The organism is Geodermatophilus sp. SYSU D00696, assembly GCF_054050235.1.
In genome coordinates this window covers 31,595-45,426 of sequence record NZ_JBJGYY010000006.1, presented here as the reverse complement: position 1 = coordinate 45,426, position 13,832 = coordinate 31,595, and the positions used below count along the sequence as shown (strand labels likewise).

Here is a 13,832-nt window from a genome sequence, read left to right as displayed (position 1 = left end):
TCGTCACCCTGGGTCGCGGCCCTCCTGCAGGAGCAGGAGGGTCCTTCGTCAGTCGGTGGTCTTCTTGGTGGTGCGGGTGCGGGTGACGCGGGCCGAGGTGCCCTTGGCGGCCGACGAGCGCGCGGCGGTGGTGCGCTTGGCGGGCTTGCGGGCGGCCTTGGCGGTCGCCTGGTCGGCGGCCTCGACGGTCTCCTCGAGGGTGGCCTTGGCCTGCTCGGCGGTCTCCTCGACGGCGGCCTCGGCCTTGGCGGCGGCCTTGGTCGTCCGGGAGGCGGCCTTCTGGACCCGCGAGGTGATCTCGTCGGAGGCCTCGGTCACGGCCTCGGCGGCCTCCTCGATGACCTCCTCGACGGCGTCCTCGACGGTGTCGACGGCCTGCTCGGCGCGCACCACGAAGCGGCGGAGGCCGGGCTGACGGCGCAGCTCCTGCAGGACGTCCGCGCCGCGCTCGGCCAGCGCCTCGACGGTGCCGACGGCCTGGGTGCGGGCCTGCTCGACCAGCCCGTTGACGGTGGTCACGACCGCGTCGGGGCGGACGACGGTGGCCAGCTGGCGGGCGCGGTCGGCGGCCTGCTCGGCGCGGGTGCGGGCCTCGCGGGTGGCCAGGTCGACCTGGACCTGGGCCTCGCCGGGGAGGGCCACGGCGCGCGAGCGCAGCGAGGCGAGGACGGTGCGGGCCTGCTCGACGGCGAGGTCACCGGCGCCGACGGCGACCAGCAGCGGGGTGCGGCCGCGCTCGGCGACCTGCTCGAGGAGGGAGGTGGCGGTGGTCATGCGGTCTCCTTGGAGGGGTTCGGGTCGTCCCCGGGCGTGCGGTCCCGGGCGGTGCTCACGGATCCGCGGGGAGCGGTGGCGTGCTCGCGGACGTAGGTCTCGTACAGCTCGAGCAGCACGGCCTTGTGCCGCTCGGAGAGCTGGTCGTCGGACCGGATGGCCGCGACCGTGTCGGGGTTGCCGGCGCGCCGGTCGAGGATGCCCGCCTGCTCGTAGAGCGTCTCGGCGGAGATCTCCAGCCCCTTGGCGATGGCGGCGAGGATCTCCGCCGACGGCTTGCGCAGCCCCCGCTCCACCTGCGAGAGGTAGGGGTTGCTCACTCCCGCGGCGCGGGCGAGCTCGCGCAGGGACACCCGGGCGGCGCTGCGCTGCTCCCGGATGAACTCCCCCACCTGCGAGCGCACGGTCGAGACCTGCTGGGCCTCGGCCGCGACCGTCTCCGCGACGCTGCCGGCGAGCTGGTCCACCTTCTCGCGGACCGACCTCACCTGACCGCTCACGAACTCGCCGGGGGTCTGCACGTACTCGACGGTAGGCAAGGGTGCTAGCAACTGCAAGCGCAGCTGCTAGCACTCCTCCGTGAGTCGCCTCACACCCGGCGTGTCGCTCCCTCCCCGCAGGTCAGGCGGCGAGCACGGCCGACGGCCGGACCTCGCCCACGACGCCGTCGCCGCCGGTCACGGGCGGAGCCGACCACGGCGTCAGCACGCCGGCGTCGACCCCGAGCCGGCGGAGGGCGGCGGCGAGCACCGGGGCCCGGCCGCGGTCGCCGCCGTCGTCGAGCTTGAAGGCCACCGCGCCGCGGCCGGGCAGCGCGGCGACGTGCACGCCGTCGGCGCCGCCCTTCACGAGCAGGCCCGGGACGGCGGTCATGAGGTCGGTGTCCTCCCGGCCGGTGCCGGCGACGTACCAGGAGTGCGCCCGCATCGCGTCGGCCACCGCCCGCTCCGGGCTCTCCGCCGGGGCCTCCACCAGTGAGCCGACGCCGCGGGCCAGCCCGGTCAGCGACAGCCCGTGCTGCGGCGCGCCGCACCCGTCGACGACCACGGCCGCCACCGGCTCACCCGCCGCCGCGCCCAGGCGGGCCTCGATCGCCTGCTGCAGCGGGTGCTCCCGCTGCAGGTAGCCCTCGGTCGGCCAGCCGGCGGCGGCGCAGGCCGCGAGCATCGCCGCGTGCTTGCCCGAGCAGTTCATCGCCAGCCGCTCGGGCGCGCGGCCGGCGACCAGCCAGGCGGCGCGGGTCGGCTCGTGCCCGGGCAGGGCCGGCGGGCAGCCGAGGGCCGACGGGTCCAGGCCCGCGGCGGCGAGGATGCCCTCGGCGAGGTCGCGGTGGCCGTCCTCGCCGAGGTGCGAGCCGGCCGCGATCGCCAGTTCCTCGCCGGAGCGGGGGACCCAGCCGGCGGCCAGGTAGGCGGTGGCCTGCACGGGCTTGTTGGCCGACCGCGGGAGGACCGGGCGGTCGACATCGCCGGCCGACCAGCGCACCCCGCCGTCGGCGTCCACGACGACGACGGCGCCGCGGTGCACCGACTCCAGGAACCCCGAGCGCCACACCTCGACGAGGACCGGCGCGTCGGGCCAGCCCGTCATCGGCCCTCGGCGGCGAGCAGCGCGGCGACGTCGGCCTCGCCGTTGCGGTACCGGCGGGCGAGCTCCCCGGCGAGGGTGTCCATGACCTGCTGCACGCCGCGGCGGCGCTCGGACAGCGACCCCTCGGCGGCGGCGAGCGCACGGGCGGCCCGCTCCAGGTCGGCGTCCGGGAGCGCGGCGACGTCGGACAGGTCGACGTCGGGCGTCAGGCCGTGCACCCACGACTCGTAGACGCCGGGCGCGGCGGGCTGCAGCGTCTGGTGCCGGCCCAGGCCGTGCGCCGGGCCGCGGCCCTTCTCGGCGAGGATCTCCGGCAGCAGGTCGAGCAGCGAGCGGCCGTCCTGGTCGGCCCGGCGCTGCAGCTCGCGGCGCACGATGTCGAGCCGGCCCTGCAGCAGCCGCCGCGTGTAGGAGAGGTTGACCTCCTCCTGCTCGGCGCGGCGGCGCAGCTGCCGCACGTCGGACATGGACCGCTGCTCGACGTCGCGGAGGAACGCGGGGTCGAGCAGCTCGTCGACGGCCGCACCGCCGGCGGGCGTCGGGTCGGGGCTCAGCGAGGTCACCGCCCGATGGTGGCAGACCGGACGGCCCGGACCCGGTCGCGGGCGGCGGCCCGGGTGTCGTCGACCGCGGCCGGGACGTCGTCGGGGTCGACGACGGCGCGCGAGCCGCCCACGGTGAGCTCGGCGGCTGCGCCCACCGACTGCTTGACCAGCGCCAGCGCGACGACGCCGAGCTCGTGGTGGCGCACCACCGTGCCGGCGCGGCCCACCTCGCGGGCCCCGGACAGGACCGGGGCGCCCGGGGCGGGCAGGTCCTCGCTGACGCCGTCGAGGTGGAGCAGGACCAGCCGCCGCGGCGGGCGGCCGAGGTTGTGCACCCGGGCGACGGTCTCCTGCCCGCGGTAGCAGCCCTTGTCCAGGTGGACGGCGCTGGTGAGCCACTCCAGCTCGTTGGGGATGGTGCGGTGGTCGGTGTCGGTGCCCAGCCGCGGGCGGCGCGCCTCGACCCGCAGGGCCTCGTAGGCGTCCAGCCCGGCGGCGCCCGCACCCGCGGCGGAGAGCGCGTCGGCGCGGGCGGCCAGGTCGGCGCGCGGGACGAGCAGGTCGAACGCGATCGCGCCGCCGTCGCCGAGCGGCGGCATCCGGCGCACCCAGCCGCCGTCGGGCAGCGCGGCGACGGCGTACGGGGTCGCGGGCGCGGGCAGCCCGGCGGCGGCCAGCACCTCCGGCGCGCGCGGGCCGACCAGCGACAGCACCGCCCACTCGCCGGTGACCAGGGCCGGCTCGACGCGCAGCATGAAGACCATCCGCTGCAGGAAGGCCAGCAGGGCGGCCCCGGTGCCGGGCTCGACGTCGGCCCAGGTGGTGCCGGCGAGCTCGGCGAGGACCAGGTGGTGCTCCACGTGGCCGTGCGGCGAGAGCACCAGCGCCTCGGTGCCGGTGCCGTCGGCGAGCCGCTCGAGGTGCTGGCTGGTGAGGCTGTGCAGCCAGGTGAGCCGGTCGGCGCCGGGGACGGTGAGCACGTCCCGGTCGCTGCGGTCGACCCAGCCGGCGCCCTCGGCGAGCAGCCGCTGCTCGCGCAGCGGGTCGCCGAGGTGGGCGGCCACGGTCGCGCCCTCGGCGACGACGGCGCCCGCGCGCGCGGCCAGCGGTGAGGTGGTCATGGGTTCTCCGTCCCGGCTTCCCTGCATCGACGGCACGTCCCCGACAGCGCGACGTGCCCCACGTCCACGGTGAAACCCAGGTCGGCCGCCAGACGTTCCGCCGCGGCGTCGAGGAGACCCGGGTCGGCGGAGGAGATCTCGCCGCACGAGGCGCAGACCACGTGCAGGTGCGGGTGCTCGGAGGAGTGGTAGACCGGCGCTCCCTTGCCCAGGTGGGTGTGCCAGACCAGGCCGAGCCGCTCGAGCAGTTCCAGCGTGCGGTAGACCGTCGAGGTGTCGGGGGCCGCGCCGTCGGGTCCGGCCTGCTCGCGCAGCCGCGCGCCGATGGCCTCGGGGGTGGCGTGGTCGAGGGCGGCGACGGCGGCCAGCACCTGCTGGCGCTGGGGCGTCAGCCGCAGTCCCTGCGCTCGCAGCCGCTCGGCCAGCGGCGCCGTCCCGTGCTCCGGTCCCACGGCGACGAGCGTAGTTCCGGCCGGGCTAGGCGACGGCGGACCGGGCGTTCGCCAGCACCCGCTGCAACGCCTCGAGGTACCGCTGCGGGATGCCGTGCTCGCCGCGCGGCGGCAGGAACCGGGCGACGGTGGCCCCGGTGACCTCCGCGGCGTCGGCGGCCTCGGCGCCGAGCAGCCGCACCACCGGCGCGTCACCCCACGAGCGGCCGGCGGCCAGGTGCGCCATCGCCGCGGCGCTCTCGGCCCGCTCCCCCACGCAGTCGAAGGGCTTCTCGGTGGCCCACAGCCTGCGGAACCCGTCGGCGAGCGCGGGGTCGTCCAGCGGGTTGCCGCCGAACACCTCGCGCGCCTCGTCGGGGGTGAGGAAGACGGCGAAGCAGAGGAACGTGAACAGGCACTTGTCGCAGTGCAGGCACCAGCGCTGCTCGGCCTGCCCGCCCAGGTGCCGCTGGGTGTAGGAGCGGTTGCAGCTGAGGATGTCGGAGCGCAGCGGCAGCGCGGCGACGGCGGCGACCGTGGCCAGCTCCGACAGCTGCCGGGTCAGGCTGAAGTAGCCGGTGCCGACCTCGGCGGCGGCCGCGGTGAACAGCCGCTCGAAGGCGAAGGACTTCGAGTACTGGTGGTTCACGCTCGCGCCGTCGACGGTGAGCGTCTCCTCGTCGGCGGAGCGCTCGTTGGCGAAGACCACGGGGTCGTGGCCACCGAGCACGGCCACCAGCGTGGCGATCGCGGAGTTGATCGCGGTCACCGGGACGTGCCCGTTGAGGCCGCCCTGCGCGGTGCGCTCGGCCAGCAGCGGGTCGAGCCGGCGGCGCACCTCGAGCAGCGGCACGCCGGCCGCGCGGGCGACGTCGCGCTGCGCGCCGGTGGGGTTGACCGCCAGGGCGGTGCCGTCGGGGATGACGACCAGGGCCAGCGCGGAGTCCTTCCCGCCGCCGACCGGCAGCAGCGCACCACGGGTGCCGGGGGACGGCGCCGGGCCGGCCGGGCGGACCTCGACGTCGAACTCGACCCGGTGCGGCACCGGCAGCCGGTTCACCGCGGCGAACTCGCCGAGCCCGTCGGTGTAGGCGGCCCGCGCGACGGCGAGCTGGGCGGCGGTGACCGGCCGCTCGACGACGACCCGGCCGGGCGCGGCCAGCTTGTAGTAGCTGGTGCCCATGACCAGGTGCACCAGGTCGAGGGCGGCGTCGAGCTGCGCGGGCGCCGGGCCGGTCAGCAGCGCGGGGTCGAGGGTCAGCCGCTCGGTGAACTCGTCGTCGCCGAGCCGGTAGGTGAAGGCGGCCTCGCCGGTGGCGGGGTCGAGGGACCGGCCGCCGACGACGAAGGCGCCGGTGCCCGGGCGGTCAGACACGCTCGGCGCCGGCATCGGCGAGGACGTGCTCATAGGTGGCTGCCAACTCCTCGAAGTCGCGGTAGCGGTTGTAGCTGGGGGCGCCGGGCGAGAGCAGCACGACCCCGCCCGGCGGCGTGCCGGCGATCGCCGCCGCCACCGCCTCGGCGAGGGACTGCGTCTCGGTGAGGCGCACCGCCGCCCCGGCGGCCTCCCGGCGGACGTCGTCGGCCAGCCGCCCCCCGGTGTCGGGGACGGTGACCAGCGCGACGGTGTCCCGCCGCTGCACCAACGCCGCGGCCAGGCCGGTGTAGTCCAGGCCCCGGTCCTGGCCGCCGGCGATCAGCGTCACGGCCCGGTCCGCCAGGGCGTCGAGCGCGGCGAGCACCGACACCGGCGTGGTGGAGAGCGTGTCGTCGACGAAGGTGACGCCGCCCAGCGTGGCCACGGGCGCCAGCCGGTGCGGCAGCGCGCGGAAACCCGCGACCGCCGCCGTGACCGCGTCGGCGGCCGCGGCGAGGTCGAGGCCGAGCAGCGCGCAGGCGGCCAGCGCGACGCCGACGTTGCTGCGGTTGTGCGCGCCGGGCAGGTGCACCGGGCGGGCCCGGTCGGCCAGGCCGGGCGGCAGCACCTCGGTGGGGTCGACCAGCTGGGCGGGGTCGAGGTGGCGCTCGGCCAGTGGCCGCGCCTGCGCGCTGACCACCACCGACCGCTCCGGGCAGGCGGTGAAGACCCGCAGCTTGTCGCGGAAGTAGGTCGCCTCCGAGCCGTGCCAGTCCAGGTGCTCGGGGGCCAGCGAGGTCAGCGCCCCACGGCCGGCGAAGTCCGGCACGGCGGCGGCCTGGTAGCTGGAGATCTCCACGACGAGCGTCCGGTCCCCCACGTCGGCCAGGACGTCGAGCAGCGGGGTGCCGATGTTGCCGGCGTGCACCGCCGGGCGCCCGGCCGCGGTGAGGACGGCGGCGGCCAGCGCGCTGGTCGTGCTCTTGCCCTTGGTGCCGGTGACGCACAGCACCGGGACGCCCCGCGCGGCGGCCTCGGCCAGCGCCATGCCGGTGCCGGTGGTCACCACGGTCCGGTCGGCCAGCCGCCGCGCGTCCTCGCGGTACGGGCTGATCCCCGGGGAGCGGACGACGACGTCACAGCCGGCGAGGTCGGCGGCGTCGGTGGTCGCGGTGACGCCCTCGGGCAGGGACGCGGGGTCGACCGGGCGGCTGTCGGCGACGAGCACCCCGGCGGCCCCGGCGGCCAGTGCGGCCCGGACGGCGGCGCGGCCCTCGCGGCCGTGACCCCACACCCCCACGCGGCGGCCGGCCAGCTCGGCCGGCCGGAGGGAACGCTCCCGCGGGGGCGGTGCCGGGCGGGGGTCCACGGCGCCCACTCTACGGACGGCCCCGGCTCCGGACGGCGACGACGGGACCCCGCCGCTAGGCTTGCCCCGGGTGTGCCGGGAAGTCTGGTCGGCGGTGTCCCACCCGACCCACCGCCCCGGAGCCGCCCCATGAACGCCCCTCACGGATCCACCCGCATGTTCGCCCGCGGCTCGTGGACCGAGACCAGCCGGATCGCGGACATCCTGCGCAAGGAGACCGTCGGCGGCGTCCTGCTGCTGATCGGCACCGTCATCGCCCTCGTGTGGGCGAACTCGCCGTGGTCCGCGGCCTACGAGGCGCTGCGTGACACCCGTGTCGGGCCGGCCTCCCTGCACCTGGACCTGACCCTGGGCACGTGGGCGGCCGACGGCCTGCTCGCGATCTTCTTCTTCGTCGCCGGGCTCGAGCTCAAGCGGGAGTTCGTCGCCGGTGACCTGCGCGACCCCCGTCGGGCGGCACTGCCGGTGGCCGCGGCCGTCGGCGGGATGATCGTGCCGGCGGCGCTCTACACGGTCATCAACCTGGGGGGCGGTGACGCGCTGCGCGGCTGGGCGATCCCCGTGGCCACCGACATCGCCTTCGCCCTCGCCGTCCTGGCGGTGATCAGCACCCACCTGCCCAGCGCGCTGCGCACGTTCCTGCTGACCCTCGCCGTCGTCGACGACCTGCTGGCCATCACGATCATCGCGGTCTTCTACACGACGTCGCTGGCCGCGGGCTGGCTGGCACTGTCGCTGGTGCCGCTCGCGGTGTTCGGGTTCCTCGTGCAGAAGCGGATCCGCTCGTGGTGGCTGCTGATGCCGCTGGCCGTGCTCACCTGGGTGCTCGTCCACGAGTCCGGCGTGCACGCCACCGTGGCCGGCGTCCTGCTCGCCTTCACCGTGCCGGTGGTCCGCAGCGAGGCGGCCGGGGGGCCCGGCGCCGGACCGGGCCTGGCCGAGCACCTCGAGCACCGGTTCCGCCCGATCTCGGCCGGCTTCGCCGTGCCGGTCTTCGCCTTCTTCGCCGCCGGGGTCACCGTCGGCGGGCTGTCCGGGCTGGTCGAGTCGATCAACGACCGGGTGACCCTGGGGATCATCGTCGGCCTCGTCGTCGGCAAGGTGGCCGGCATCGTCGGGGCGAGCTGGCTGGTCACCCGGTTCACCCGGGCGGAGTTCGCCGACGACCTGGGCTGGCCCGACGTGGTGGGCCTGGCGCTGCTCGGCGGCATCGGTTTCACCGTGTCCCTGCTCATCGGCGAGCTGGCGTTCGGCGTCGGGAGCGAGCGCGACGAGCACGTCAAGGTCGGTGTGCTCCTCGGCACCCTGCTGTCGGCCCTGCTGGCCACGGTCGTGCTGCGGCTCCGCAACCGCCGGTACCGGCAGATCTGGGAGATGGAGCAGGTCGACGCCGACCACGACGACATCCCGGACGTCTTCCAGGGCGGCACGGTGCGGGACGAGGCCGACCACGATCCCGACTGGCGCGGCGCGCCGCCGCCCGGGCGCACCGCCGGCGGTTCCGCCGACGGCTGAAGAACGTCGTTGCCGACCCCGGAACCACGTCGTACCGTCGAGGTACACGAGAGAGGAGGTGGTCCGTACTTTGCATGCTTATCGGACTCGTGAGGTGGCTGTCCGCTAGCCGCCGTCCAGATGGGCCGCCCGTTCGGAGTGGAATCCGAACGACGGCATGATCGCCCGTCCGTCGTACGGCGGCGAGCGAGAACCGGACAGTCACCCGACCCCCGGGCCGCCGACACTTGTCCAGTCGGCCCGCGAGCTGCCACCCGTACCGGGACGGCGCCGCGGAGCAGCCCGGGGGTTGTCCGTTCCCGGGGGAGGGGGCAGCGCCCGGTGTCGATCGTGGGGCGCACCGCGCCGGCCGGCCGCTGGATCGCCGAGTCCGTCCGCCGGGCTCCGCCGGAGACCGTCGCCGCGCTCCTCCCCGCCGGCTTCGCCGCCGCCGCCCGCGTGTTCCACCCCGCCGTCCGCTACGACGGCGACGCCGACGTGCACGTCCGCTGGGACGAGGTCGCCGCGGCCAACGGCACGACCCCGCACCGGCTGATGCAGTGGCCCGGCATCACCGGCTCCTGGGACCACCTCGGCGAGGCCGACCAGCCCGGGCTGTGGAACGACGCTCCGGCCGAGGGGCACCTGGCCGCGCACGTCGCCCGCGAGCTGGCCGCGGTGCTCGCCGGGCACACCACCACCCCCGGCGAGTGCTGGTTCGGCTGGGACGACGGCGCTGTCGCCGACCTGCCGCGGCTGCTGCTGCCCCGCGCCGACCTGCTGCTGGTGCGCGGCCCGGTCGAGCGGGCCGCCGAGAACTTCGCCCCCGAACCGCGCGAGCAGAGCGCCTCCCTGTGGTGGCCGGCCGACCGCGCCTGGTGCGTGGTCACCGACCCCGCGCTGACCAGCACCTACGTCGGCGGCACCGTGGCGGCCGTCGACGCGCTGCTGGCCAGCCGGCTGGAGGTGGCCCCGGCCCGGCCCGGCGACCCGGTCACCCCGGACAGCGACCCGGTCAACGTCGTCGACCGGGTCCGCTGAGCGCCCGCCGTCCGGGGAGACCCCACCGGGCACTCAGGCCCGGGACGCCACCGCGGCGCCCACCGTCGCCGCGACCACCTGGTCCCACGGGGTGGCGGTCAGGCCGAAGGTCTCGGTGGTAGCCGTCGCGTCCAGGACGTACGCCTGGTCGAACTGGTGCCGGACGTCGACGATCTCGCGCATCTTCGGCGCGACCACCCCGATGGCGGAGAGCACCGGCCACGGGATGCCGCTGACCGGCACCGGCGGGCGGCCCATCGCCCGGGCCAGGTCGGCGAGCGCCTGGCGCTGCGAGCGCGGCGGGTTGCTCGGCACGTGCCAGGCGCGGCCCAGGGCCCGCTCGTCGGTGCCCAGGACGGCCAGCGTGGCGGCGACGTCGGGGAGGTGGGTCCAGCTGCGCGGCACGTCGGGGTCCCCGACCACCCAGGCGCGGCGGCCGCGGCGCAGCGTCTCCAGCTGGCGCACGAGGTGCGACTGGGCGGGCGGGACCTGCGGTCCGAGGAAGTCCCCGGCGCGGGCCTCGGTCATCCGGATCCGGCCGGCCTCGTGCGCGGCGAGCGCGTCGCGCCACATCGCCGTCCGCACCCGGCCCTTGGTGTCGGTGGCCGCCAGCGGGCTCTCCGGCGTCATCGGCCCGGCCGGCCGGCCGTACACGTAGAGGTTCGACATCGTCACCAGCACCGCGCCGGTGCGCTCGGCGGCCGCGAGCAGGGCGGCGGCGACCGGCGGCCAGTCGGTGGGCCAGCGGTGGTAGGCCGGGTTGACGGCGTTGTAGAGCGCGGCGGCGCCGGCCGCGGCCTCGGTGAGCGCCCGGGCATCGGCGGCGTCGACCCGGCGGTGCTCGACGGTGCCGGTGGAGGTGCCGCCGCTGCGGGAGAGGACCCGCACCCGGTGGCCCCGGGCGGCCAGCAGCTCGGCCGTCGTCGTGCCCACCGGGCCCTTGCCCACGATCACGTGCAGTGCCATGAGGACTCCTCGTCCGCTCCGACGAGAGCGGTGCTCTCGTTCGAGAACGACGATCGCGCCATCTCGGCCTCCTGTCAAGAGCACTGCTCGCACTTGCGTGCGCCGCTCTCGGTACGGCACCATCCCGGCATGCCCACCGCCCGCGAGCGCGTCCGCGCCGAGCTGACCGTCGAGATCACGGAGGCCGCGCGCCGGCAGCTGGCCGAGGTCGGCGCCGCGGCCCTCTCGCTGCGCGCGGTGGCGCGGGAGGTGGGGATGGCGTCGTCGGCGGTGTACCGCTACTTCCCCAGCCGCGACGACCTGCTGACCCGGCTGATCATCGACGGCTACGACGCCCTCGGCGCCGCGGCCGAGGCCGCCGACGACCCCGCCGCGGCACCGGAGCGGCGCTGGTCGGCGGTGTGCGCCGCGGTGCGGGACTGGGCGCGGATGCACCCGCACGAGTACGCGCTGCTCTACGGCTCGCCCGTACCCGGCTACGCCGCGCCGCGGGACACGGTGCCGGCGGCGTCGCGGGTCGGCATCGTCCTCGGCCGGATCCTCGGCGACGCCGCCCGGGCCGGGCTGCTCACCGGGGACGGCGGCCGGGAGCCGGGCCTGCTCGGCGACGCCGCGGTGGAGATCCTCGGGCAGGACGCCCCGGGCATCGACGACGCCGTCCGGGTGCGCGCCCTGCTCGCCTACTGCGCGCTGTTCGGCACGGTGGGCTTCGAGCTGTTCGGCCAGCTGGTCGGGTCGGTCGAGGACGGGGACCGCTTCTTCGCCCGGGCGACGGCCGAGCTGGCCCGCCTGGTCGGGCTCGCGCCGTCCTGACTAGAGCCGGGCGAGCTCGGCCTCGAGGTCGTCGAGGCCGAGCGAACCCTGCGACAGCGCCGCCATGTGCCACGCCTTGAGGTCGAAGTCCGCGCCGCGGGCGCGCTGGGCCGCCGCGCGGCCCGCCAGCCAGGCGCGCTCGCCGAGCTTGTAGCTGATCGCCTGGCCGGGGAGGCCCAGGTAGCGGACCAGCTCGCTGTCGAGGAACGCCGGGTCGCTGCCCAGGTGGTCGCCGGCGAAGGCGCGCGCGAGCTCGGGCGTCCACGGCTGCCCGCGGTGGGCGGCGAGCGCGCCCTCGGCGTCGTCGGGGACCGGCAGCCGCAGGTGCATGCCGATGTCGATCACCACCCGGATCGCGCGCAGCTGCTGGGCGTCGAGGTAACCCATCCGCGCGCCCGGCTCGGTGAGGTAGCCGAGCTCGTCCATGAGCCGCTCGGCGTACAGCGCCCAGCCCTCGACGTTGGCGCTCACCGAGCCCAGCGACGTCTGGTAGGTCGACAGGTCGCGGGAGACGTAGACCCACTGCGCCAGCTGCAGGTGGTGGCCGGGGACGCCCTCGTGGTACCAGATCGAGACCAGGTCCCACAGCGGGAAGCGCTCGCGGCCGAGGGTCGGCAGCCAGGTGCGGCCGGGACGGGAGAAGTCCAGGGCGGGGCGGGTGTAGTACGGCGCCGCCGCGCTGCCCGGCGGGGCGATCATCGCCTCCACCCGGCGCACCGGCTCGGCGAGGTCGAAGTGCGTGCCGTCGAGGGCGGCGATCGCCTCGTCCATCATCGCCTGCAGCCGCTGCCGGACGGCCTCGACGCCGTCGACCGCGGGGCCGTGCTCGTCGAGCCAGGCCATGGCCTCGCGCGGGGTCGACCCGGGGCGCAGCGCCTCGGCCTCGGCCCGCTGCTCGGCCAGGATCCGCCGGTGCTCGGCCCAGCCCCAGGCGTAGGCCTCCTCCAGGCCGTCCCCGCTGCCGAGGTCGGAGCCGTTCCACCGGCGCGCGGCGAGCGCGTAGCGGTCGCGGCCGACGGCGTCCGGGGTGTGCTGCGCCTGCGGCAGGTAGGTGTCGCGGAGGAAGTCCCGGACCTCGGCCACCGCGGCGTCGGCCGACCGCGCGGCGGCCTCCAGCTCGCCCCGGCGCGCCTCGGGACCGGACGCGGCCAGGCCGCCGAAGAACGGCCCGGACAGCCACTCGTCGAGCTGCCCGACGACGGTCGACACCTGGCGCGGTGCGACGAGGAGCCCGCGCCGGGCGCCCTCGCGCAGCGTGTCGAGGTAGCCGCGGTAGGCCTCCGGGATGCGCGCCATGCGGCGGGCGACCACCGACCAGTCGTCCTCGGTGGCCGTGGGCATGAGCAGGAAGACCTGGCGCACCGAGTGGACCGGGCTGAACAGGTTCGACAGCGCGCGGAAGCCCTCCCCGGCCTCGTGCGCGGCGAGCTCGGCACCCAGCCGCTCGCGGAGCAGGCGGGCGCAGCGCCGCTCGACGGGGTCGTCGGCCAGCGCGGGGTCGGCGGCCAGGACGGCGTCGAGCTCGGCCAGGGTCCGCCGGGTCAGGTCGGCCTCGGCCGCCAGCCCGTCGGGGCTCAGGTCGGGCAGCCGGTCGTCGCCGGGCCGGGTCCCCAGCGACGTCGCGACGATGGGGTCGAGGTCGCAGACGGCGTCGACGTAGCGGTCGGCGACCTGGCGGGGGGTGCTCACCGAGCCGCTCACCGGGACGCTCACCGCAGCCGCTCCAGCCGCGCCGACATCGTGGGCCGCAGCGGGGTGTCGGCCCCCGCCCGGTCGATCGCGTACATGAGCGCCCCCTCGACGATGCCGTAGAGCCGCACGGCCCGGGTGGTCTCCGGCGCGTCGGGCGTGCGGGCCACCACGTCGCTGGTCAGCTCCCAGCTCGTGGTGGTCCGCGCCGAGCCGACGTAGAGCTCGACCAGGCCCTCGGGGCTGGTCACCAGCAGCTCGACATCGTCCTCGCCGCGGGGCCGCCAGAAGCCGGTCTCGCGGACGGCGGGGCCCTCGACCCGGCCGTCGTCGCCGATCAGCCAGGTCCGGGACTCGTAGGCGAGGAAGTCGCGGCCGTCGTGGGCGAAGCGGATCCACTGGCCGAAGCGCCGGTCGCCGGTGTCTCCCCCGGCGAGCACGCCCTCGCCGTGCCACTCCCCCAGCAGCGGCAGCACCGACAGCAGGCCGTGCGCGACCTCGGGTCCGGAGCGGACGTCGACGGTGTCGGCGACGGGCAGGTCGGTCGGGCCGGTCACCGGCCGGCGTCCCGGGGAGACATGCCCGTCACCGTAGCCGGGGCCGGGCCGGCGGGCTCCGGTCGTGGCAGGTCCGGCACCCCGC

Annotated in this window: 14 protein-coding genes; 3 read left to right on the top strand and 11 right to left on the bottom strand. The window is 76.6% G+C overall.

Features of this window, described 5'->3' with window-relative positions:
* Positions 1–48: 48 nt before the first annotated feature.
* From ACI79O_RS05770 to murD, 8 genes are all read right to left on the bottom strand, one after another.
* Positions 49–774 carry a hypothetical protein gene (locus ACI79O_RS05770; protein WP_456876328.1) on the bottom strand — a complete coding sequence of 242 codons (726 nt, stop codon included), beginning with the start codon at positions 772–774 and terminating at the stop codon, positions 49–51.
* Complete coding sequence (locus tag ACI79O_RS05765; protein WP_456888637.1) at positions 771–1,295, bottom strand: helix-turn-helix domain-containing protein; 525 nt, start codon at positions 1,293–1,295, stop codon at positions 771–773. The genes ACI79O_RS05770 and ACI79O_RS05765 overlap by 4 nt, the downstream gene beginning before the upstream one ends.
* A 100-nt stretch (positions 1,296–1,395) precedes the next feature.
* Positions 1,396–2,364, bottom strand: coding sequence for an asparaginase (locus ACI79O_RS05760; protein ID WP_456888636.1), 969 nt, complete (start codon positions 2,362–2,364; stop codon positions 1,396–1,398).
* A complete protein-coding gene (locus ACI79O_RS05755; protein WP_456888634.1) occupies positions 2,361–2,927 on the bottom strand; it encodes an RsiG family protein in 567 nt (188 codons plus the stop codon). The genes ACI79O_RS05760 and ACI79O_RS05755 overlap by 4 nt, the downstream gene beginning before the upstream one ends.
* On the bottom strand, positions 2,924–4,030 hold the full coding sequence (gene ygfZ, locus ACI79O_RS05750) for a CAF17-like 4Fe-4S cluster assembly/insertion protein YgfZ (protein WP_456913553.1): 1,107 nt from the start codon (positions 4,028–4,030) through the stop codon (positions 2,924–2,926). The genes ACI79O_RS05755 and ygfZ overlap by 4 nt, the downstream gene beginning before the upstream one ends.
* Positions 4,027–4,482 carry a Fur family transcriptional regulator gene (locus ACI79O_RS05745; protein WP_456876333.1) on the bottom strand — a complete coding sequence of 152 codons (456 nt, stop codon included), beginning with the start codon at positions 4,480–4,482 and terminating at the stop codon, positions 4,027–4,029. The genes ygfZ and ACI79O_RS05745 overlap by 4 nt, the downstream gene beginning before the upstream one ends.
* A gap of 25 nt (positions 4,483–4,507) precedes the next feature.
* Complete coding sequence (locus tag ACI79O_RS05740; protein ID WP_456888630.1) at positions 4,508–5,836, bottom strand: hypothetical protein; 1,329 nt, start codon at positions 5,834–5,836, stop codon at positions 4,508–4,510.
* Complete coding sequence (gene murD, locus ACI79O_RS05735) at positions 5,829–7,187, bottom strand: UDP-N-acetylmuramoyl-L-alanine--D-glutamate ligase (protein ID WP_456913552.1); 1,359 nt, start codon at positions 7,185–7,187, stop codon at positions 5,829–5,831. The genes ACI79O_RS05740 and murD overlap by 8 nt, the downstream gene beginning before the upstream one ends.
* Before the next feature lie 129 nt (positions 7,188–7,316).
* On the opposite strand from murD, the gene nhaA reads away from it, so the two are divergent.
* Together nhaA and ACI79O_RS05725 are read left to right on the top strand one after the other, a co-directional pair.
* Positions 7,317–8,702, top strand: a complete 1,386-nt coding sequence (nhaA, locus tag ACI79O_RS05730; protein ID WP_456913551.1) for a Na+/H+ antiporter NhaA — start codon at positions 7,317–7,319, stop codon at positions 8,700–8,702.
* 321 nt (positions 8,703–9,023) lie between these two features.
* On the top strand, positions 9,024–9,722 hold the full coding sequence (locus ACI79O_RS05725; protein ID WP_456888625.1) for a hypothetical protein: 699 nt from the start codon (positions 9,024–9,026) through the stop codon (positions 9,720–9,722).
* Positions 9,723–9,755: 33 nt separating this feature from the next.
* Here the strand turns inward: ACI79O_RS05725 and ACI79O_RS05720 are convergent, their stop codons facing one another.
* Complete coding sequence (locus ACI79O_RS05720; protein WP_456913550.1) at positions 9,756–10,688, bottom strand: NAD-dependent epimerase/dehydratase family protein; 933 nt, start codon at positions 10,686–10,688, stop codon at positions 9,756–9,758.
* Between the two features lie 129 nt (positions 10,689–10,817).
* On the opposite strand from ACI79O_RS05720, the gene ACI79O_RS05715 reads away from it, so the two are divergent.
* Positions 10,818–11,501 carry a TetR/AcrR family transcriptional regulator gene (locus ACI79O_RS05715; RefSeq protein ID WP_456888620.1) on the top strand — a complete coding sequence of 228 codons (684 nt, stop codon included), beginning with the start codon at positions 10,818–10,820 and terminating at the stop codon, positions 11,499–11,501.
* Here ACI79O_RS05715 and ACI79O_RS05710 read toward each other — a convergent pair whose 3' ends face one another.
* Together ACI79O_RS05710 and ACI79O_RS05705 are read right to left on the bottom strand one after the other, a co-directional pair.
* On the bottom strand, positions 11,502–13,214 hold the full coding sequence (locus tag ACI79O_RS05710; protein WP_456913549.1) for a DUF885 domain-containing protein: 1,713 nt from the start codon (positions 13,212–13,214) through the stop codon (positions 11,502–11,504).
* Positions 13,211–13,747: an FABP family protein gene (locus tag ACI79O_RS05705; protein ID WP_456888617.1), complete on the bottom strand. Its 537-nt coding sequence runs from the start codon at positions 13,745–13,747 to the stop codon at positions 13,211–13,213. The genes ACI79O_RS05710 and ACI79O_RS05705 overlap by 4 nt, the downstream gene beginning before the upstream one ends.
* Positions 13,748–13,832: the final 85 nt, after the last annotated feature.